Annotated in this window: 18 protein-coding genes; 5 read left to right on the forward strand and 13 right to left on the reverse strand. The window is 60.3% G+C overall.

All coding sequences use genetic code 11. The annotated features are described in order from the left end of the window. Positions 1 to 49: 49 nt before the first annotated feature. Complete coding sequence (locus K0H48_RS27250; RefSeq protein ID WP_219337440.1) at positions 50 to 1,198, reverse strand: NAD(P)/FAD-dependent oxidoreductase; 1,149 nt, start codon at positions 1,196 to 1,198, stop codon at positions 50 to 52. Positions 1,199 to 1,234: 36 nt separating this feature from the next. Then, positions 1,235 to 1,402, reverse strand: a complete 168-nt coding sequence (locus K0H48_RS27255; protein ID WP_003213373.1) for a rubredoxin — start codon at positions 1,400 to 1,402, stop codon at positions 1,235 to 1,237. A 195-nt stretch (positions 1,403 to 1,597) separates the two neighbouring features. Between K0H48_RS27255 and K0H48_RS27260 the strand changes: the two genes are divergently transcribed. Further along, positions 1,598 to 2,161, forward strand: coding sequence for a chorismate lyase (locus K0H48_RS27260; RefSeq protein ID WP_219337441.1), 564 nt, complete (start codon positions 1,598 to 1,600; stop codon positions 2,159 to 2,161). Continuing rightward, the gene (ubiA, locus tag K0H48_RS27265) at positions 2,161 to 3,051 is read left to right on the forward strand and encodes a 4-hydroxybenzoate octaprenyltransferase (protein WP_219337442.1); all 891 of its coding nucleotides are present in this window, start codon (positions 2,161 to 2,163) and stop codon (positions 3,049 to 3,051) included. The genes K0H48_RS27260 and ubiA overlap by 1 nt, the downstream gene beginning before the upstream one ends. 121 nt (positions 3,052 to 3,172) lie before the next feature. Here the strand turns inward: ubiA and K0H48_RS27270 are convergent, their stop codons facing one another. Then, positions 3,173 to 3,550 (reverse strand): hypothetical protein, encoded by a 378-nt coding sequence (locus K0H48_RS27270; RefSeq protein ID WP_219337443.1) that lies wholly within the window; start codon positions 3,548 to 3,550, stop codon positions 3,173 to 3,175. A gap of 154 nt (positions 3,551 to 3,704) precedes the next feature. Here K0H48_RS27270 and phoB point away from each other — a divergent pair, with 154 nt between their 5' ends. From phoB to K0H48_RS27285, 3 genes are all read left to right on the forward strand, one after another. Then, positions 3,705 to 4,394: a phosphate regulon transcriptional regulator PhoB gene (gene phoB, locus K0H48_RS27275; RefSeq protein ID WP_003195617.1), complete on the forward strand. Its 690-nt coding sequence runs from the start codon at positions 3,705 to 3,707 to the stop codon at positions 4,392 to 4,394. A gap of 81 nt (positions 4,395 to 4,475) precedes the next feature. Next, positions 4,476 to 5,762 carry a phosphate regulon sensor histidine kinase PhoR gene (phoR, locus tag K0H48_RS27280; RefSeq protein ID WP_257627137.1) on the forward strand — a complete coding sequence of 429 codons (1,287 nt, stop codon included), beginning with the start codon at positions 4,476 to 4,478 and terminating at the stop codon, positions 5,760 to 5,762. Positions 5,763 to 6,031: 269 nt separating this feature from the next. Next, positions 6,032 to 7,372, forward strand: coding sequence for a hemolysin family protein (locus K0H48_RS27285; RefSeq protein WP_017135804.1), 1,341 nt, complete (start codon positions 6,032 to 6,034; stop codon positions 7,370 to 7,372). A gap of 4 nt (positions 7,373 to 7,376) precedes the next feature. Here K0H48_RS27285 and K0H48_RS27290 read toward each other — a convergent pair whose 3' ends face one another. The 10 genes from K0H48_RS27290 to K0H48_RS27335 all read right to left on the reverse strand — a co-directional run bounded on the left by K0H48_RS27290 (position 7,377) and on the right by K0H48_RS27335 (position 18,656). After that, positions 7,377 to 8,048 carry a peptidoglycan DD-metalloendopeptidase family protein gene (locus K0H48_RS27290; RefSeq protein WP_219337445.1) on the reverse strand — a complete coding sequence of 224 codons (672 nt, stop codon included), beginning with the start codon at positions 8,046 to 8,048 and terminating at the stop codon, positions 7,377 to 7,379. Between the two features lie 53 nt (positions 8,049 to 8,101). Then, positions 8,102 to 8,401 carry a helix-turn-helix domain-containing protein gene (locus K0H48_RS27295; protein WP_219337446.1) on the reverse strand — a complete coding sequence of 100 codons (300 nt, stop codon included), beginning with the start codon at positions 8,399 to 8,401 and terminating at the stop codon, positions 8,102 to 8,104. Positions 8,402 to 8,405: 4 nt separating this feature from the next. Continuing rightward, positions 8,406 to 8,729: a type II toxin-antitoxin system RelE/ParE family toxin gene (locus K0H48_RS27300; protein ID WP_219337447.1), complete on the reverse strand. Its 324-nt coding sequence runs from the start codon at positions 8,727 to 8,729 to the stop codon at positions 8,406 to 8,408. Between the two features lie 187 nt (positions 8,730 to 8,916). After that, a complete protein-coding gene (locus K0H48_RS27305) occupies positions 8,917 to 9,813 on the reverse strand; it encodes a response regulator (protein WP_219337448.1) in 897 nt (298 codons plus the stop codon). A gap of 168 nt (positions 9,814 to 9,981) precedes the next feature. Then, complete coding sequence (gene phoU / locus K0H48_RS27310) at positions 9,982 to 10,743, reverse strand: phosphate signaling complex protein PhoU (protein WP_053258703.1); 762 nt, start codon at positions 10,741 to 10,743, stop codon at positions 9,982 to 9,984. A 71-nt stretch (positions 10,744 to 10,814) separates the two neighbouring features. After that, positions 10,815 to 11,648 (reverse strand): phosphate ABC transporter ATP-binding protein PstB, encoded by an 834-nt coding sequence (gene pstB / locus K0H48_RS27315; RefSeq protein WP_048723523.1) that lies wholly within the window; start codon positions 11,646 to 11,648, stop codon positions 10,815 to 10,817. 191 nt (positions 11,649 to 11,839) lie between these two features. After that, entirely contained in the window at positions 11,840 to 13,510 is a 1,671-nt protein-coding gene (gene pstA, locus K0H48_RS27320; protein WP_219337449.1) for a phosphate ABC transporter permease PstA, read from the reverse strand. A gap of 15 nt (positions 13,511 to 13,525) precedes the next feature. Further along, positions 13,526 to 15,559, reverse strand: coding sequence for an ABC transporter permease subunit (locus K0H48_RS27325; protein ID WP_219337620.1), 2,034 nt, complete (start codon positions 15,557 to 15,559; stop codon positions 13,526 to 13,528). Positions 15,560 to 16,046: 487 nt separating this feature from the next. Next, positions 16,047 to 17,036, reverse strand: a complete 990-nt coding sequence (locus tag K0H48_RS27330) for a phosphate ABC transporter substrate-binding protein PstS (protein WP_003213401.1) — start codon at positions 17,034 to 17,036, stop codon at positions 16,047 to 16,049. A 330-nt stretch (positions 17,037 to 17,366) separates the two neighbouring features. After that, on the reverse strand, positions 17,367 to 18,656 hold the full coding sequence (locus K0H48_RS27335) for an MFS transporter (RefSeq protein WP_219337450.1): 1,290 nt from the start codon (positions 18,654 to 18,656) through the stop codon (positions 17,367 to 17,369). Positions 18,657 to 18,696: the final 40 nt, after the last annotated feature.

Raw genomic sequence — 18,696 nt, forward strand, 5'->3', positions numbered from 1 at the left:
GACCTTTCTGGGGGTAAGAAGGTGCTGATTCCGACAGAACGACCGGTATTTACGCCAGCAATGGCGGAAGTTCTTTGTTAAGGGCGAGTTTTTCCATGACGGCGCTGCCGGTCAGCGCATAACCTAGCAGGCGGCCGCTGGCATCGCGGCACAAGGCCTTGATGTCGGCGCCTTGGCCTTCGACGCTCCACACGCCTTCGGTGCCGCGTGGCGGTGGCGATACCACCAGCGGGCAGATCGGGGTTTTCACGGTGATCGGCATCGGCCCATAGCTGACGGCCGTGGCGTTGCCGGCCAAGGTTTGGGCCAGGGCGCGGGCGCAGCTCATCAATGGCATCACGTAGAGCAGATTGAGGCCATCGACCTCGGCGCAGTCGCCCAGGGCGTAGATGTTGGCGTGGGAGGTCTTGAGGTGGCGGTCCACCATGATTCCACGGTTGATCTGCAGGCCGGCAGCGGCGGCGAGGTCCACGCGCGGGCGCAGGCCGATGGCCGAAACCACCAGGTCGCAATGGATCACTTCACCATCCGACAGGTGCGCTTCCAGGCCATCCGCGGTGCGCTGCAGGCGGTTGAGCACCGGGCCCAGATGGAACCGCGCACCGAGGCCTTCCAGGCCGGCCTTTACCGCTGCGGCCGCCGCCGGGTGCAGCAGGGTCGGCATGACTTGCTCGCACGGTGCCACCAGGTCGATTTCATAACCACCCAGGATCAGGTCGTTGGCAAATTCGCAGCCAATCAGGCCGGCGCCCAGCAGCAGCACACGGCGTTTGCCGGCGGCAGCTGCACGAAAGCGTGCGTAGTCTTCGAGGTCGTTGATCGGGAAAATCAGTTCCGCCGCATCGCCTTCTACCGGCACGCGCACGGTTTCTGCGCCCCAGGCCAGGATCAGGTCGCGGTAGGCCACCGCTTCCTCGCCGATCCACAGGCGCTTGTGACCCGGGTCGATGCCGCTGATGCGCGTGTGGGTGCGCACTTCGGCCTTGAGTTGCTCGGCCATGGCGCCCGGCTCAGCCATGCTCAGGCCATCGGCTTCCTTGTTCTTGCCAAAGCCGGTGGAGAGCATGGGCTTGGAGTAGGAGCGCCCGTCATCCGCGGTGATCAGCAGCAACGGGGTCTCGCTGTCGAGCTTGCGAAACTCCCGGGCCACGTTGTAACCGGCCAATCCTGTGCCGATGATCACGACAGGTGCGTTCATTCCTTTCTCCTTGTAGTACGTTTCTTAAAGCGATGATTAGCCGATTTCGATCATTTCGAAATCCATTTTGCCCACGCCGCAGTCCGGGCACAGCCAGTCTTCCGGGACGTCCTGCCACAGGGTTCCCGGTGCGATACCGTCATCCGGCCAGCCGTCTTTTTCGTCATAGATCAGGCCGCAGACTACACATTGCCACTTCTTCATTACTTGCTTCCTCAGGGTCCAGGCGTCTTGGCCGACGGTCGATAGACCAACGTTGCCGTGCGGCTCAGGGCGTTTTGTACTGATCGGGGCCGACAGATGCAAGCATGTTCGGCGCAAACGGCCGGTTCAGCCCGGCAAAAGCTCAGGACGCCATGGTAAGCTCGCCGCCTCTTTTGCTGCCAATATTGACTCACTGTGCCGCACTCAATCGCCCATCCCGATGCTTGCCAATGGCTGACCCAGAGCCTTCTGAGCCCAATGCCTGGGCCTTTGACCCTCAACTGGCTGTTCGACGAAGGCTCGCTGACGCGCCGGCTCACGTGGCTGTCCAACGACGGCTTCAGCGTGACGCCGCTGTTCGAAGGCTGGCAGCCACTGCGCGAGGATGAATGTGCCGCGCTAGGCATGGCTCCCGCCACTGTCGGCTGGGTGCGCGAAGTGTATTTGCGTGGGCATGGCCAGCCGTGGGTGTTTGCCCGCAGCGTGGCGGCGCGCAGTGCCTTGCAGGGCGACGGCTTGCACATGGACGAGCTGGGCAGCCGTTCGCTGGGCGAATTGCTGTTCTGCGACCGCGCCTTCACTCGCCAGGCGATCGAGGTGTGCCATTACCCACGGCAATGGCTGCCGAGCGTCGACCAGGCCGATGGCCTGTGGGCGCGCCGCTCACGCTTTGATCGCGGGCCGTTGAGCGTGCTGGTCGCGGAAATTTTCCTGCCCAGCTTCTGGCATGCGCTGCATGACCACCCGGAGAACTGCTGATGTATCAACGTCTGCTCAAGTCCTTGAACCGCCTGAACCCCAGGGCGTGGGATTTCATTCAGTTGACCCGCATGGACAAACCCATCGGCATTTACCTGCTGCTGTGGCCGACGCTGTGGGCGCTGTGGATTGCGGGCAAGGGCTCGCCGTCGTTGCTCAATATCGTGATTTTCGTGCTCGGCGTAGTGCTGACCCGTGCCGGTGGCTGCGTGATCAATGACTGGGCCGACCGCAAAGTCGACGGCCATGTGAAACGCACCGAACAGCGGCCGCTGGTGAGCGGCAAGATAAGCTCCAAAGAGGCACTGGTGTTTTTTGCGGTGCTGATGGGCATCAGTTTTCTGCTGGTGCTGCTGACCAACGCCACCACCATCCTGCTGTCCCTGGGCGGCCTGGCGCTGGCGGCGAGCTACCCGTTCATGAAGCGCTACACCTATTACCCGCAGGTGGTACTGGGCGCGGCGTTTTCGTGGGGCATGCCGATGGCGTTCACTGCCGAGACCGGGCATTTGCCGGCCACGGCGTGGCTGCTGTACATCGCCAACCTGCTGTGGACAGTGGGCTATGACACCTATTACGCGATGACCGACCGCGATGACGACTTGAAGATCGGTGTGAAATCCACCGCCATTCTGTTCGGCGATGCGGACCGCGTGATCATTCTGAGCCTGCAAGGTTTGTCGCTGGTGTGCCTGCTATTGGCGGGGCAGCGGTTCGAGCTGGGTGGCTGGTTCCACCTGGGGTTGCTGGCGGCGGCGGGCTGTTTTGCCTGGGAGTTCTGGTACACCCGGGACAAGGATCGAATGAAATGCTTCAAGGCGTTTTTGCACAACCACTGGGCGGGGTTGGCGATTTTTGTGGGGATTGTGGCGGATTACGCTCTTCGCTAAGAGTTTTGCGGTGGCTGTTCGGACGCTTTCGCGAGCAAGCCCGCTCCCACATTTGAACTGTATTCACAAATCAAAATGTGGGAGCGGGCTTGCTCGCGAAGGTCTCAGTGGCGCCGAGTAGTCAAGGTTTGATGACGTGCCATGCCCCACCCTTACCATCACCGGTTTTGTCACCCGCCTTGTGGTCATCCTTGTAGGTATAGACCGGCTTGCCGTCATAGGCCCACTGGCTGGTCTGATCGTCGCGGGTGATCACCGTCCATTTGCCCATCGACTTGTCAGTAGACTCAGCCTTCAGCGGCGGCCAGTTGGTAGCGCACTGGTCTTTGCACACCGACTTGCCGTCGGCATCCTTGTCGAAGGTGTAAAGGGTCAGCCCTTTGTGGTCCACCAGCATCCCGTCTTTGGTCATCGCCGGTTCCGCCGCAAATGCCAGGCCCGGCAGCGTCAACGCAGCCGATACCAGCAGGGCTTTCCATGAAACTGTGCTGTAAGTCATCGGAACCTTCCTTTTGTGGTTGTCAGGATTCGGACCCAAAGGGTAGTCCAGAGTGCCGCGAATTGCCCGATCGACTAAATTACTGTCACACGACTGCAATAATTCCGTTATCTAATGCGGCGCAAGACAGTTAAATGACAAGAGGATTTTGAGCATGGTTGGCAGGAGCATTCTGATCGTTGACGACGAAGCGCCCATTCGCGAGATGATCGCCGTTGCGTTGGAAATGGCCGGCTACGACTGCCTGGAGGCGGAGAACTCCCAGCAGGCCCATGCCATTATCGTCGACCGCAAGCCGGACCTGATCCTGCTGGACTGGATGCTGCCCGGCACCTCCGGCATCGAACTGGCTCGCCGCCTCAAGCGTGACGAATTGACCGGGGATATCCCGATCATCATGCTCACCGCCAAGGGTGAAGAGGACAACAAGATCCAGGGCCTGGAAGTCGGCGCTGATGACTACATCACCAAGCCATTTTCCCCACGCGAGCTGGTCGCGCGCCTGAAGGCCGTACTGCGCCGTGCCGGCCCGACTGATGGCGAAGCGCCGATCGAAGTCGACGGGCTGATCCTGGACCCGATCAGCCACCGTGTAACCATCGATGGCAAGCCGGCCGAGATGGGGCCGACCGAATACCGCCTGCTGCAATTTTTCATGACCCACCAGGAGCGCGCCTACACCCGTGGCCAATTGCTCGACCAGGTGTGGGGCGGCAACGTGTATGTGGAGGAGCGCACGGTTGACGTGCATATCCGCCGCCTGCGCAAAGCCTTGGGCGATGCCTACGAGAATCTGGTACAAACCGTGCGCGGCACCGGCTATCGCTTTTCCACCAAAGGCTGAGCCGGCCCTTCCTTTCCTTAACAGCTGACAAGGACGCATGTTTAAGTGAACCAGAACTGGCATGGCACCCTGATTCGCCACATGCTTCTGTTGATCACCGGCTGCTTGGTGGTGGGTTTGATCAGCGGTTATTACGGTTGGAGCCTGGCCGTTGGTATCGGCCTGTACCTGGGCTGGACCCTCAAACAATTGCTGCGCCTGCATGAATGGCTGCGCCAGCACAAACCCGATGAAGCGCCACCCGACGGCTATGGCCTGTGGGGCGAGGTGTTCGACAGCATCTACCACCTGCAACGCCGCGACCAACGGGTTCGCGGGCGCCTGCAAGCGGTGATCGACCGGGTGCAGGAGTCCACCGCTGCGCTCAAAGACGCGGTGATCATGCTCGACAGCGACGGCAACCTGGAGTGGTGGAACCGCGCCGCCGAGACCCTGCTGGGCCTCAAGACGCCCCAGGACAGCGGCCAGCCGGTGACCAACCTGGTGCGTCACCCGCGCTTCAAGGAGTACTTCGAACAGGACAACTACGAAGAAGCCCTGGAAATACCCTCGCCCACCAATGACCGCGTGCGCATCCAGCTGTACCTGACGCGCTATGGCAACAACGAGCACCTGATGCTGGTACGCGACGTGACCCGCATTCACCAGTTGGAACAGATGCGCAAAGACTTCGTCGCCAACGTCTCCCACGAGCTGCGCACCCCATTGACGGTGATCTGCGGCTATCTGGAGACGCTGCTGGACAACGTCGACGAGATCAACCCGCGCTGGAGCCGTGCCCTGCAGCAGATGCAGCAGCAGGGCTCACGCATGCAAACCCTGCTCAATGATTTGCTGTTGCTGGCCAAGCTGGAAGCCACTGATTACCCATCGGACAACCATCCGGTGGCGGTGCAAAGCCTGCTGCAGACCATCAAGAATGACGCCCAGGCGCTTTCCGGCGAGCGCGGGCAACAGATCACCCTGGAGGCCGACCCGCAGGTGTTGCTCAAAGGCAGCGAAGGTGAGTTGCGCAGCGCGTTTTCCAACCTGGTGTTCAACGCCGTGAAGTACACCCAGGACAAGGGCAATATCCGCATCCGCTGGTGGAGCGACGAACACGGCGCCCACTTGAGCGTGCAGGACTCCGGCATCGGTATCGACGCCAAGCACCTGCCGCGCCTGACCGAACGCTTCTACCGCGTCGACTCCAGCCGCAACTCCAACACCGGCGGCACCGGGCTGGGCCTGGCGATCGTCAAACATGTGCTGTTGCGCCATCGCGCACGGTTGGAGATCAGCAGCGTGCTGGGCCATGGCAGCACCTTCACCTGCCATTTCCCACCGGCGCAGGTGACCCGCTCGCGGGTGATCGGCACAGATAAATAACCCGAAAACGACGCTGGACTAAGTGTGGGAGCGGGCTTGCTCGCGAAGGCGGTGGGTCAGCTATGAATGTGTTGACTGACCCACCGCTTTCGCGAGCAAGCCCGCTCCCACATTGGTCATGCAGCGTGTTGACGGATGCTTTCCAGGCTCCGCCCGGCAGCGGGCACTAGGCAAGCGCCCCGTCAGCCGCTACATTGGCCGACTTGCGCCTGCCTTTCAGGCCTGTCTGTCACCCCTTATTGAACACACGGAACCTGCAAAACCCCATCATGGACCCTTCCCCTGGTATCACCCTCGCTACACTCTTCGCCGATTTCGGCATGATTCTTTTTGCACTGATCCTGGTACTGCTCAACGGTTTCTTCGTTGCGGCGGAATTTGCCATGGTCAAACTGCGCGCTACCCGGGTCGAGGCCATCGCCCACAAGAACGGCTGGCGCGGGCAGATCCTGCGCACCGTCCACAGCCAGCTCGACGCCTACCTGTCGGCCTGCCAGTTGGGTATTACCCTTGCCTCCCTGGGCCTGGGCTGGGTCGGTGAACCGGCCTTTGCGCACATCCTCGAACCATTGCTGGGCGCCATCGGCGTGCAATCGCCTGAAGTGATCAAGGGCGTGTCGTTCTTTGCCGCCTTCTTCGTGATTTCCTACCTGCACATCGTGGTCGGTGAATTGGCCCCCAAGTCCTGGGCAATTCGCAAACCCGAGCTGCTGTCGCTGTGGACGGCGGTGCCGCTGTACCTGTTCTACTGGGCCATGTACCCGGCGATCTACCTGCTCAACGCCAGTGCCAACGCCATCTTGCGTATCGCCGGCCAAGGCGAGCCTGGCCCGCACCATGAGCACCATTACAGCCGCGAAGAACTCAAGCTGATCCTGCACTCCAGCCGTGGCCAGGACCCCAGCGACCAAGGCATGCGCGTACTGGCTTCGGCCGTGGAAATGGGCGAGCTGGAAGTGGTGGACTGGGCTAACTCCCGCGAAGACCTGGTAACCCTGGACTTCAACGCCCCGCTCAAGGAAATCCTCGCGCTGTTCCGCCGCCACAAATTCAGCCGCTACCCGGTGTATGACGCCGACCGCAATGAGTTTGTCGGCCTGCTGCACATCAAGGACCTGCTGCTGGAACTGGCCGCCCTGGACCACATTCCCGAGTCGTTCAACCTGGCCGAGCTGACCCGCCCGCTGGAGCGCGTATCGCGCCACATGCCGCTGTCGCAGTTGCTGGAGCAGTTCCGCAAAGGCGGCGCGCACTTTGCCCTGGTGGAAGAAGCCGACGGCAAAGTCATCGGCTACCTGACCATGGAAGATGTGCTGGAAGTGCTGGTCGGCGATATTCAGGACGAACACCGCAAAGCCGAGCGTGGCATCCTCGCCTACCAGCCGGGCAAGCTGCTGGTGCGTGGCGATACGCCGCTGTTCAAGGTCGAGCGTCTGTTGGGCGTGGACCTGGACCACATCGAAGCCGAAACCCTGGCGGGCTTGATCTACGACACGCTCAAACGCGTGCCGGAAGAGGAAGAAGTGCTGGAAGTTGAAGGCTTGCGCATCATCATCAAGAAGATGAAAGGGCCGAAGATCGTGCTGGCCAAGGTGTTGTTGCTGGATTGACGCCTTAATTGCCCAACGCAAAGTTGGGCAAATTGCCAAGCGGCTGGTTGAACTCATACGGAATCGAAACCAGCCCGGCCTCGGAAGCCTTCTGCACCACAAAATGCAGGTGCGGCCCGCTGCTGTTGCCGGTATTGCCCGACAACGCCAGCGGGCTTCCCACTACTACACGCTGCCCTGCCCTGACGCTGACCGAACCTTGCTTGAGGTGCAGATACACGCCCTCGGTGCTGTCATCGTGGCGTATGCGCACGAAATTTCCTGAGGCATCACCTCCACGCCCCGCCTGCTGGTTTTCAGTCTTCACCACCACACCGCTACGTGCCGCAATGATCGGCGTGCCCTCGGGCATGGCGATGTCCATGGCATAGCGGCTCTTGGCGTCAGTGTGGCTGAAGCTGCCATTAGGCCCTTGAGTCAAGCGAAACGGCCCACCACGCCAGGGCAAAGGATAGCGATAGGCCTGTTGTGGGTAACTCGATCGTGGGATATCCAGCACTGGCCGTTCAGCCCGCTCAACCTTACGCTCCTGCATCACAAACGCCTGGGCGCCCGGCGTTTGCCGGTCGCTGAAAGACACCACGCCATTGGCATCGGTGGATTTGTAGAGGGTCATGGCCAGGGTCGACGTACAAACCGTGGCCAGCCCGCAGAACAGGACTAGGCGAATGAACATGGCGTACCTGCCGGGATGACTGAACGGCAGGCTAGCAAGGGTTGATGACAGCTCTAAGCGGGCAACGCGGTAAAGCAGATATCCACATTCATCTGGGCGGCGGCCGACAGGTTGACCAGCGCATCGAGGGAAAACTTGTCGATCTTGCCGTTGAGCACGTCGTTCAAGCGCGGCTGACTGATACCGAGTCTATGTGCCGCGTCTTTCTGAGAAAGCTCCCAACTGCGGATGGCGTTGCACAACTCCAACAGTAATTTTGAGCGCAGGCGCATATTGGCGGCTTGTTGGGGTGTGTCTTCCAGAGCATCCCAGACGCTGCTGAAACGTTCGGTGTGGATTTTTGAGTCTGTCATGGGCTTAACCTATCTCCTGCAATCTGGCACGAGCCAGTTCGATATCCCGCCCTTCGGTTTTCTGTGTGGTCTTGCGCAGCGCGTGCAGCACATAGACCGCTTCCGGCCGATTGACCACGTAGAACACTCGAAACACTCCCGATTCCTCAGTGATCCGAATTTCGCTGACGCCCCTCCCGATAGTCTTCATCGGCTTGCAATCAAAAGGCTGTTCACCCTGCTGCAAGAGATCCAACTGAAAGCCGGCAGCCCTTCGGGCGTCGAGAGGGAATTCTTTGAGATCCTTGAGCGAGCTTCCTAAAAACACCACATCCTTGTGCCTTGGCATTGATTTCTCCTTTCCTGGAAAGAAGAAGCCTAATCGACGATTCAGCCAGAGGCGTTACGGGTGTGTTTCAAGGCATAGCAAAGGCTCGATAACACTGACGCGTTATCGAGAGACTATATCGAAACAGATATAAATCAAGCGACCCAGCGGGAATCAGACAGTCGGTCGATTCCCTCAATTCAGGCGATTAAGCACCCGGCACAAAGTGCTTCTGCGCCGTACCGCGCGCGATCAGGCGGGAGATGTAGTCGAGCTTCTGCGCATCCTGGTCGATAAACCGGAAGGTCAGTTGCAGCCAATCGCTGTCGGGCCTGGGCTCATAGGCGACGACGGCGTGCAGGTAGCCGTTGAGGCGCGCGACTTCGGCGTTTTCGCCTTGCTCAAGGTCGAGTACGGCGCTTTCCAGTACCTGGGGCAGCACTTCGCCGCGACGCACCACCAGCAGCGCTTCCTTGATGCTCAGCGCCTTGATCACGCATTGCTGGTTGCCGCTGGACAGTCGCAACTGGCCTTGACCACGACCACCGGCGGGCGATGCGGCAGGGGCTGCAACAGGCGGGCTGTTGAGCAGACCTTTGCTCGGTGCAGCAACCGGCGCCGCTTTGATCGCTTCGGGCTTGCCGCCGGTCAGGGCGCTCAAAGAGTCGTTGCCGAAGGCCGAATTCATCTTGGTCGGCGCGCTGGCGATCAGGGCGTCGAGGCGGCCAATCTTGTGCAAAGCCTGCTTGACCTTGTTCAACAGTTGCTCGTTGGTGAACGGCTTGCTCACATAACCGGAAACCCCGGCCTGAATCGCCTGCACCACGTTTTCCTTGTCGCCACGACTGGTCACCATCACGAACGGCATGGCCTTCAGATGGGCTTGCTCTCGGCACCAGGTCAACAGCTCAAGGCCGGACATCTCAGGCATTTCCCAGTCGCACAGCACCAGGTCGAAGGTCTCGCGCATCAGGATGGATTGCGCCTTTTTGCCGTTCACCGCGTCTTCAATCTTGATGCCCGGGAAGTAGTTGCGCAGGCACTTCTTCACCAAATCGCGGATAAACGAGGCGTCGTCCACCACCAATACACTGACTTTACTCATCGACCCTTCATCCTATTAAAACGTCGGCATGCAAAACGCCTGACTGATGGCATTTTGCCAAAACCCGCTGGTCACAGAAGGACTTTATTGCTCCTGCTGCGCAAAAAATTCAGATGCCACAAACGAAAACGCCCGACCAAAGGCCGGGCGTTATTTTCTCGGGCAACCTTACTTATCGTCAGATTCGCCAGGAACATTAGGGATTTGATCGGCCGTGCCTTCAACTTCGGCTTTCATGCGCTTGAGGCCCATGTGCCGCACGTCGGTGCCGCGCACCAGGTAAATCACCAGTTCCGAGATATTACGGGCGTGGTCGCCGATACGTTCCAGGGAGCGCAGCACCCAGATGATGTTCAAGACCCGCGAGATAGAGCGTGGGTCTTCCATCATGTAGGTGGCCAGCTCGCGCAGTGCGGTCTTGTATTCGCGGTCGATGGTCTTGTCGTATTGCGCCACCGACAATGCCAGTTCGGCGTCGAAGCGGGCGAACGCGTCCAGCGCATCGCGCACCATGTTGCGCACCTGGTCGCCGATGTGGCGCACTTCCACATAACCGCGTGGCGCTTCGCCTTCTTCGCACAGCTGGATGGCGCGGCGGGCGATTTTGGTGGCCTCGTCGCCGATGCGCTCCAGGTCGATCACCGACTTGGAAATGCTGATGATCAAACGCAGGTCGGAGGCCGCCGGCTGGCGACGGGCCAGGATGCGCAGGCATTCTTCGTCGATGTTGCGTTCCATCTGGTTGATCTGGTCATCGATCTCGCGCACTTGCTGGGCCAGGCCCGAGTCGGCCTCGATCAGCGCGGTGACCGCATCGTTGACTTGCTTCTCCACCAGCCCGCCCATCGCCAGGAGGTGGCTGCGCACTTCCTCAAGCTCGGCGTTGAACTGCGCGGAGATGTGGTGGGTAAGGCCTTCTTTGCTAATCATGTTGGCGTCCTTGGAACGTCCGGTAAGGTGCGGAGAACCGCAGCATTCAATGCAATCAGAACCACCGCGTACTAGCCGTAACGACCGGTGATGTAGTCTTCGGTCTGCTTCTTCGCCGGGTTGGTGAACAAGGTGTCGGTGTCGCCGAATTCCACCAGCTTGCCCATGTACATGAACGCGGTGTAGTCGGAAACCCGCGCCGCCTGTTGCATGTTGTGGGTCACGATGACGATGGTGAACTTGGATTTCAGCTCGTAGATCAGCTCTTCGACTTTCAGCGTCGAGATCGGGTCGAGTGCCGAGCACGGTTCGTCGAGCAGCAATACTTCCGGCTCCACGGCGATGGTACGGGCGATCACCAGACGCTGCTGCTGGCCGCCGGACAGGCCGAGTGCCGATTCATGCAGGCGGTCTTTGACTTCGTCCCACAGCGCCGCGCCTTTCAAGGCCCACTCAACGGCTTCGTCGAGGATGCGTTTTTTGTTGATGCCCTGGATGCGCAGGCCATACACCACGTTTTCGTAGATGGTCTTGGGGAACGGGTTTGGCTTCTGGAACACCATGCCCACGCGGCGACGCAGCTCGGCCACGTCTTCGCCTTTACGGTAGATGTTGGTGCCGTAGAGGTTGATCGCGCCTTCTACGCGGCAACCGTCAACCAGGTCATTCATGCGGTTGAAGGTGCGCAGCAGCGTGGACTTGCCGCAACCCGATGGGCCGATAAAGGCGGTCACGCGTTGCTTGGGGATGTTCATGCTGACGTCGAACAGCGCCTGCTTCTCACCGTAGTACAGACTCAGGCCCGGCACTTCGATGGCCACGGTTTCCTGGGCCAGGCTCAGGCTCTGCTTGTCGCGACCCAGGGCTGACATGTTGATGCCGTGGGAATGGGTTTCATGTTGCATGGGATGCTCCCTGTGCTACCAATTCGTTTGGTTGAACCGCCGAGGCGGTTTACTCAAAAATCTGCGTGTTACGCGGTCGAGTGTGGGAGCGGGCTTGCTCGCGAAAGCGGTGGTTCAGCCAGCAAACAGGTTTCTGATACACCGCATTCGCGAGCAAGCCCGCTCCCACATTTAGTCCGCGTTCACTTCAATTAACTGTCCAGTGCTTTGTATTTTTCGCGCAGGTGGTTACGAATCCACACCGCCGACAAGTTCAGCGTGGCGATCACCAGCACCAGCAACAGCGCGGTGGCGTACACCAGCGGGCGCGCCGCTTCGACGTTGGGGCTCTGGAAACCGACGTCATAAATATGGAAGCCCAGGTGCATGATCTTTTGGTCCAGGTGCAGGTACGGGTAGTTGCCATCCAGCGGCAGCGACGGTGCCAGCTTGACCACACCCACCAGCATCAGCGGCGCCACTTCACCGGCGGCGCGGGCCACGGCGAGGATCATGCCGGTCATCATCGCCGGGCTGGCCATCGGCAGCACGATCTTCCACAGCGTTTCCGCCTTGGTTGCGCCGAGTGCCAGGGAACCTTCACGCACGGTGCGGGGAATCCGCGCCAGGCCTTCTTCGGTGGCCACGATCACCACCGGCACGGCCAGCAGCGCCAGGGTCAGCGAGGCCCACAACAGGCCCGGCGTACCGAAGGTCGGCGCCGGCAGGGCTTCGGCGAAGAACAGGCGGTCCACCGAGCCACCCAGTACATAAACGAAGAAGCCCAGGCCAAACACGCCGTAAACGATGGCCGGTACGCCGGCCAGGTTGTTCACCGCGATACGGATGATGCGGGTCAGCGTGTTCTGCTTGGCGTATTCACGCAGGTACACCGCCGCCAGCACGCCAAACGGGGTCACGATCATCGCCATGATCAGGGTCATCATCACGGTGCCGAAGATGGCCGGGAAAATCCCGCCTTCCGTGTTGGCTTCCCGTGGGTCGTCGCTCAAGAATTCCCAGACTTTGCTGAAGTAGAAACCCACCTTGGTCAGGGTGCCCATGGCGTTCGGCTGGTAGGCGTGCACCACTTTGCCGATGCCGATCTCGATTTCTTTGCCGTTACCGTCGCGGGCCGTCAGGCTGTCGCGGTTGAACTGGGTGTGCAGGTCGGCCAGGCGCGCTTCGATGTCCTGGTAACGGGCATTCAGCTCGGCGCGGCCGGAGTCCATGTCGGCCTGGGCGGCAGCGTCGAGCTTGCCTTCCAGCTCCAGCTTGCGGCCGTGCAGGCGGATGCGTTCCAGGCCTGCGTTGATCGCGCCTATGTCGGTTTTCTCAAGGCTCTTGAGCTGGGCGGCCAGCTTGTTCACACGGTCGACGCGGGCTTGCAGCTGCGGCCATGCGGCTTCGCCTTCGGCGATCACCTTGCCATCTTGCTTGACGTTGACCAGGGTGCCGTAGAAGTTGCCCCACTCACGGCGTTCAATGGCCATCAGGTTCTTCGGCGTAGTCTGGTCTTTCAACCACTCGCCGACGATCCAGGTGAAGTCGTTGCCATTCAAGTCGCGGTTACCGACCTTGATCAGCTCGCGGGTCATGAACTCCGGGCCTTGGTCCGGCACCGGCAGGCCCGCGCTTTTCAGGCGTTCGCGCGGCACTTCTTCCTTCTGCACCACTTCGCCGATGACGATATGGTTTTCCTGGCCAGGCACGCTGTAGTTGGCCTGGATCAGGTCGGCCGGCCAGAAGTGGCCCAGACCACGCACGGCGATCACGGCCAGCAAACCAATGGTCATGATGACCGCGATGGACACCGCGCCACCGCTGATCCAGACGCCCGGGGCGCCGCTCTTGAACCATCCATTCAGGGAGTTCTGTTTCACAGACTTCTACCTTTCTTAAAGCGACGAGTATTTCTTGCGCAGACGCTGACGAATCAGCTCGGCGAGGGTGTTCATGATGAAGGTGAACAGCAGCAGCACCAGCGCCGAGAGGAACAGCACGCGGTAGTGACTGCCACCGACCTCCGACTCAGGCATCTCCACCGCAACGTTGGCCGCCAATGTGCGCAGGCCTTCGAACAGGTTCATCTCCATCACCGGCGTGTTACCGGTGGCCATCAGCACGATCATGGTTTCACCCACTGCGCGGCCCATGCCGATCATCAGTGCGGAGAAGATGCCTGGGCTGGCGGTCAGGATCACCACGCGCGTCATGGTCTGCCATGGCGTGGCGCCCAGGGCCAACGAGCCCAGGGTGAGGCCGCGCGGCACGCTGAACACGGCATCTTCGGCGATGGAGTAGATGTTCGGGATCACCGCAAAGCCCATGGCCAGGCCGACTACCAGTGCGTTGCGCTGGTCGTAAGTGATGCCCAGATCGTGGGAGATCCACATGCGCATGTCGCCGCCGAAGAACCAGGTTTCCAGGTACGGGCTCATGTACAGCGAGAGCCAGCCCACAAACAGGATCACCGGGATCAGGATCGCGCTTTCCCAGCCATCCGGAACCCGCAGGCGGATCGACTCAGGCAAACGGCTGAAGACAAAACCGGCGACCAGGATGCCAATCGGCAGCAACATCAGCAGGCTGAAAATCCCCGGCAAGTGCCCTTCCACGTACGGTGCCAGGAACAGGCCGGCGAAGAAGCCGAGGATCACCGTCGGCATTGCTTCCATCAGTTCGATCACCGGCTTGACCTTGCGGCGCAGGCTCGGGGCCATGAAGTAAGCGGTGTAGATTGCCGCAGCCACCGCCAGTGGTGCCGCCAGCAGCATGGCGTAGAACGCAGCCTTGAGGGTACCGAAGGTCAGCGGGGCCAAACTCATTTTGGGTTCGAAGTCGGTGTTGGCGGCGGTCGATTGCCAGACGTATTTAGGCTCGTCGTAGTTTTCGTACCAGACCTTGCTCCACAGCGCGCTCCACGACACTTCCGGATGTGGGTTGTCGAGCAGCAGTGGTTGCAGCTTGCCGCCGGCCTCGACGATCACGCGATTGGCGCGTGGCGACATGCCAAACAGGCCTTGGCCATCCACCACCGGGTCGACCAGCAGGGTGCGGTGCGCGGTGCTGTGGAACACGCCGAACTTGCCGGATGCGTCCAGGGCGGTGAAGCCTTTGCGACGTTCCTCGGCGGTGATTTCCACGATAGGCGCGGTGCCCATCTGGAAGGTGCGGATCTGCTTCAGGCGTTGCTCGCCGTCCGGGTCACGGGCCATGAACCACTGGGCCAGGCCACCCTTGGAGTTACCGACGATCAGCGAAATACCGCCCACCAGCTGGGTGCTGGCGGTGATTTCGGCGTTGCCGTCTTCCAGCAGTTTGTAGCGACCGTTGAGGCTGTTGTCGCGCAAGCTGAAGACGTCAGCGAGGGCACGGCCGTTGATCACATACAGCCACTGCTGGCGCGGGTCGACGAAAATCGCCTTCACCGGCTCGGTCATTTGCGGCAGCTCGATGCGCTTCTGCTCGCTGGTGACTTCACCGGTCATCATGTTTTCTTCGCGGCTCAGGCTCAGTACGTTCAAGAACGAACCAGCGGAGCCTGCCACCACCAGCGATGAATCGGTGGCGTTGAGCGCGACGTGCTCCAGCGGGCGGCCCTGCTCGTCAAGGACGATAGGCGTTTCGCCGTAAGGGTATTCAATGGCTGGCGTAATGGTCTTTTTGCCGTCCGGGTAGGACACCTTATAGGTGTGACGGAACACCAGGGACTGGCCATTGGACAAACCGAGGATCACCAACGGGCTGCCTGGCTGGTCTTTGCCGATCGAAACCACAGTGGCGCCCGCAGGCAATGGCAGGTCGACACGCTTGAGCTCCGCACCGGTGCTCACGTCAAAGAACAACGCCTGGCCCTTGTCGGAAACCCGCATGGCAACCTGGTTCTGTTCTTCGAGGGAGATCATCAACGGCTTGCCGGCATCCTGCATCCAGGCGGGTGTCAGCGCGTCTTCCTTGGTCAGCGAGGCACCTTGGAACAGGGGCGCAACTACATAGGCCAGGAAGAAGAAGATCAGGGTAATCGCGCCGAGCACGGCGAGGCCGCCGATCAACACATACCAGCGGGTCAGGCGATCTTTGAGCGCGCGAATGCGGCGCTTGCGTTGCAGCTCAGGCGTATTGAAATCAATACGCTTGGGGGGAGAAGTCGTCGTCATGGTGGAATTGGCCAGATCATTCATGCGCACACCCTAGCGATCCTGTATGACAGAAAGATGACAATGCAGTGACGCAAGAAATCCGCCGCGTAGCAGGGCTGGCAGCGGATTAAAGAATTAGAGATGCGGGCGGGCTTTGTGTGGGAGCGGGCTTGCTCGCGAAGGCGGTGTGTCAGTCGCCAGATGAGTTGAATGACACACCGTCTTCGCGAGCAAGCTCGCTCCCACAGGGCCCGCTGCTACATCAGGTATTGCAGGCTTACTTACCGCCTTCTTTCAGGCCCAGGTCAGCCAGTGCCTTGGCGGCAACTTTGGCTGGCAGTGGGATGTAACCGTCTTTAACTACTACTTCCTGGCCCTGTTTGGACAGAACCAGTTTCACGAACTCAGCTTCCAGCGGGGCCAGAGGCTTGTTCGGGGCTTTGTTGACGTACACGTAGAGGAAGCGCGACAGCGGGTATTTGCCGTTCAGGGCGTTTTCTTCGCTGTCTTCGATGAAGTCAGTACTGCCTTTTTTGGCCAGGGCCACGGTCTTCACGCTGGCGGTTTTGTAGCCGATGCCCGAGTAACCAATGCCGTTCAGCGAGGAGCTGATCGACTGCACGACCGAAGCCGAGCCTGGTTGTTCGTTGACGTTTGGCTTGTAGTCGCCTTTGCACAGGGCTTCTTCTTTGAAGTAGCCGTAGGTGCCGGATACCGAGTTACGACCGAACAGCTGAACTGGCTTGTTGGCCAGGTCGCCGGTCACACCCAGGTCACCCCAGGTTTTAACGTCGGCTTTAGCGCCGCACAGGCGAGTCGAGGAGAAGATCGCGTCGACTTGTTCCATGGTCAGGTGCTGGATCGGGTTGTCCTTGTGCACGAACACGGCCAGGGCATCCACGGCAACCGGGATAGCGGTTGGCTTGTAGCCGTACTTCTGCTCGAAGGCCGCCAGTTCGGTGTCCTTCATCTTGCGGCTCATCGGGCCCAGGTTGGAGGTGCCTTCAGTCAGCGCAGGAGGTGCAGTGGCGGAGCCGGCGGCCTGAATCTGGATGTTGACGTTCGGGTATTCCTTTTTGTAACCCTCGGCCCACAGGGTCATCAGGTTAGCCAGGGTATCGGAACCGACGCTGGACAAGTTGCCCGACACACCAGTGGTCTTAACGTAAGCCGGGATTGCCGGATCAACACCAGCGGCCACCGCGTTGGCGGTCGCAACGCCAGCAGCGACAAAAGTCATTGCCGCCATCAAACGTTTCAGTTTCATGCCTTGCTCCTAGCAGATAGGGATAGTTGGATCGGGGCCAAGTATCGGTAGGCCGTGTGAACACTCTATGTCTGGAATATGACAATTAGATGAAAGGCCAGTATTTATGAAAAACCTGACAGGAAGGGGAAAGTGCAATAAATCCGGGGCTTGCGAGGAGGTTCAGGCGGTTGGCGCGATGTTTCGGAAACACTCTGTAATCTATGCTGACATTGATCGTTCCCACGCTCTGCGTGGGAACGCATCCAGTGACGCTCTGCGTCACGACCTTCAAAAGCGGACGCAGAGCGTCCAGGCCGGCATTCCCACGCAGAGCGTGGGAACGATCAATCAGCGCCCGCGCTTCCACAGGTAACCACCGACCGCTATCCCCATCACACACAGCACAGCCACGTAGTAAGCAGGCCCCATCGGGCTTTCCTTCATCAGCAGCGATACCGCCAATGGCGTCAGGCCGCCGAATACGGCATAGGCGACGTTGTAAGAGAACGATAAGCCGCTGAAACGCACCACCGGCGGGAAGGCTTTCACCATCACGTAAGGCACTACACCGATGGTGCCCACGAACAGGCCGGTCAATGCGTACAACGGGAACAGCCAGTCCGGGTGGGCCATCAGGCTGTGATACAGCGTCCAGGAGGTGGCCAGCAGCAACGCGCAACCGGTGACCAAAACGCGACCGGCACCAAAACGGTCAGCCAGCGCGCCGGAAGCGATGCAACCCAGGCTCAGCGTAACGATCGCCAGGCTATTGGCTTGCAGCGCCACGGTCGGGCTGAAGTGGTAGACGGTTTGCAGCACGGTCGGGGTCATCAGGATGACCACAACCACACCCGCCGACAGCAACCATGTCAGCAGCATCGACAGCACAATGGCGCCACGGTGGTCACGCAGTACCGCGCGCAATGGCAACTCGGCAGCCAGGGTTTTGCGCTGCTGCATCTCAGCGAAGATCGGTGTTTCATGCAGCCAACGGCGCAAGTACACCGACAGCAGGCCGAACACACCGCCAAGCAGGAACGGGATACGCCACGCGTAATCCGAGACCTGCTCCGGGGTATAGAGGGTGTTGATGGCGGTCGCCACCAGCGAACCCAGCAAAATACCGGCGGTAAGGCCGCTGGTCAGGGTGCCGCAGGCATAGCCGATATGGCGCGGCGGTACGTGTTCGGAAACAAACACCCAGGCGCCCGGTACTTCGCCGCCAATGGCGGCGCCCTGGATGACGCGCATCAACAGCAACAGCAGCGGCGCCCACAGGCCGATCTGTGCGTAGGTCGGCAGCAGGCCCATGATCAGGGTCGGCACGGCCATCATGAAGATGCTCAGGGTGAACATTTTCTTGCGGCCCAGCAGGTCACCGAAGTGCGCCATGATGATGCCGCCCAGCGGGCGTGCCAGGTAGCCGGCGGCGAAGATGCCGAAGGTCTGCATCATGCGCAGCCATTCGGGCATGTCGACGGGGAAGAACAGCTTCCCGACCACCGTGGCGAAAAACACGAAGATGATGAAGTCGTAGAATTCCAGCGCCCCGCCCAAGGCAGACAGCGACAGGGTTTTGTAGTCGTTGCGGGTCAGCGGGCGCGAAGGTTGCGCACTGCTTGCAGGCACGGAGGACATGGCAAGGCTTCTCTTATTGTCAGAACGGCGAACGCGAGAC

This window comes from Pseudomonas sp. Xaverov 259 (assembly GCF_019352915.1).
In the GTDB taxonomy this organism is placed as follows: Bacteria; Pseudomonadota; Gammaproteobacteria; order Pseudomonadales; family Pseudomonadaceae; genus Aquipseudomonas.

Bases quoted from the DNA above. Each gene is read 5' to 3' on its own strand.
- K0H48_RS27250 (WP_219337440.1), bottom strand. From the start codon at position 1,198: ATGAACGCACCTGTCGTGATCATCGGCACAGGATTGGCCGGTTACAAC.
- ubiA (WP_219337442.1), top strand. From the start codon at position 2,161: ATGTATCAACGTCTGCTCAAGTCCTTGAACCGCCTGAACCCCAGGGCG.
- K0H48_RS27295 (WP_219337446.1), bottom strand. From the start codon at position 8,401: ATGACAGACTCAAAAATCCACACCGAACGTTTCAGCAGCGTCTGGGAT.
- phoR (WP_257627137.1), top strand. From the start codon at position 4,476: ATGCTTCTGTTGATCACCGGCTGCTTGGTGGTGGGTTTGATCAGCGGT.
- phoU (WP_053258703.1), bottom strand. From the start codon at position 10,743: ATGATTAGCAAAGAAGGCCTTACCCACCACATCTCCGCGCAGTTCAAC.
- phoB (WP_003195617.1), top strand. From the start codon at position 3,705: ATGGTTGGCAGGAGCATTCTGATCGTTGACGACGAAGCGCCCATTCGC.
- K0H48_RS27290 (WP_219337445.1), bottom strand. From the start codon at position 8,048: ATGTTCATTCGCCTAGTCCTGTTCTGCGGGCTGGCCACGGTTTGTACG.
- K0H48_RS27255 (WP_003213373.1), bottom strand. From the start codon at position 1,402: ATGAAGAAGTGGCAATGTGTAGTCTGCGGCCTGATCTATGACGAAAAA.
- K0H48_RS27285 (WP_017135804.1), top strand. From the start codon at position 6,032: ATGGACCCTTCCCCTGGTATCACCCTCGCTACACTCTTCGCCGATTTC.
- K0H48_RS27270 (WP_219337443.1), bottom strand. From the start codon at position 3,550: ATGACTTACAGCACAGTTTCATGGAAAGCCCTGCTGGTATCGGCTGCG.
- K0H48_RS27330 (WP_003213401.1), bottom strand. From the start codon at position 17,036: ATGAAACTGAAACGTTTGATGGCGGCAATGACTTTTGTCGCTGCTGGC.
- pstB (WP_048723523.1), bottom strand. From the start codon at position 11,648: ATGCAACATGAAACCCATTCCCACGGCATCAACATGTCAGCCCTGGGT.
- K0H48_RS27335 (WP_219337450.1), bottom strand. From the start codon at position 18,656: ATGTCCTCCGTGCCTGCAAGCAGTGCGCAACCTTCGCGCCCGCTGACC.
- K0H48_RS27325 (WP_219337620.1), bottom strand. From the start codon at position 15,559: ATGCAGGATGCCGGCAAGCCGTTGATGATCTCCCTCGAAGAACAGAAC.
- K0H48_RS27300 (WP_219337447.1), bottom strand. From the start codon at position 8,729: ATGCCAAGGCACAAGGATGTGGTGTTTTTAGGAAGCTCGCTCAAGGAT.
- K0H48_RS27305 (WP_219337448.1), bottom strand. From the start codon at position 9,813: ATGAGTAAAGTCAGTGTATTGGTGGTGGACGACGCCTCGTTTATCCGC.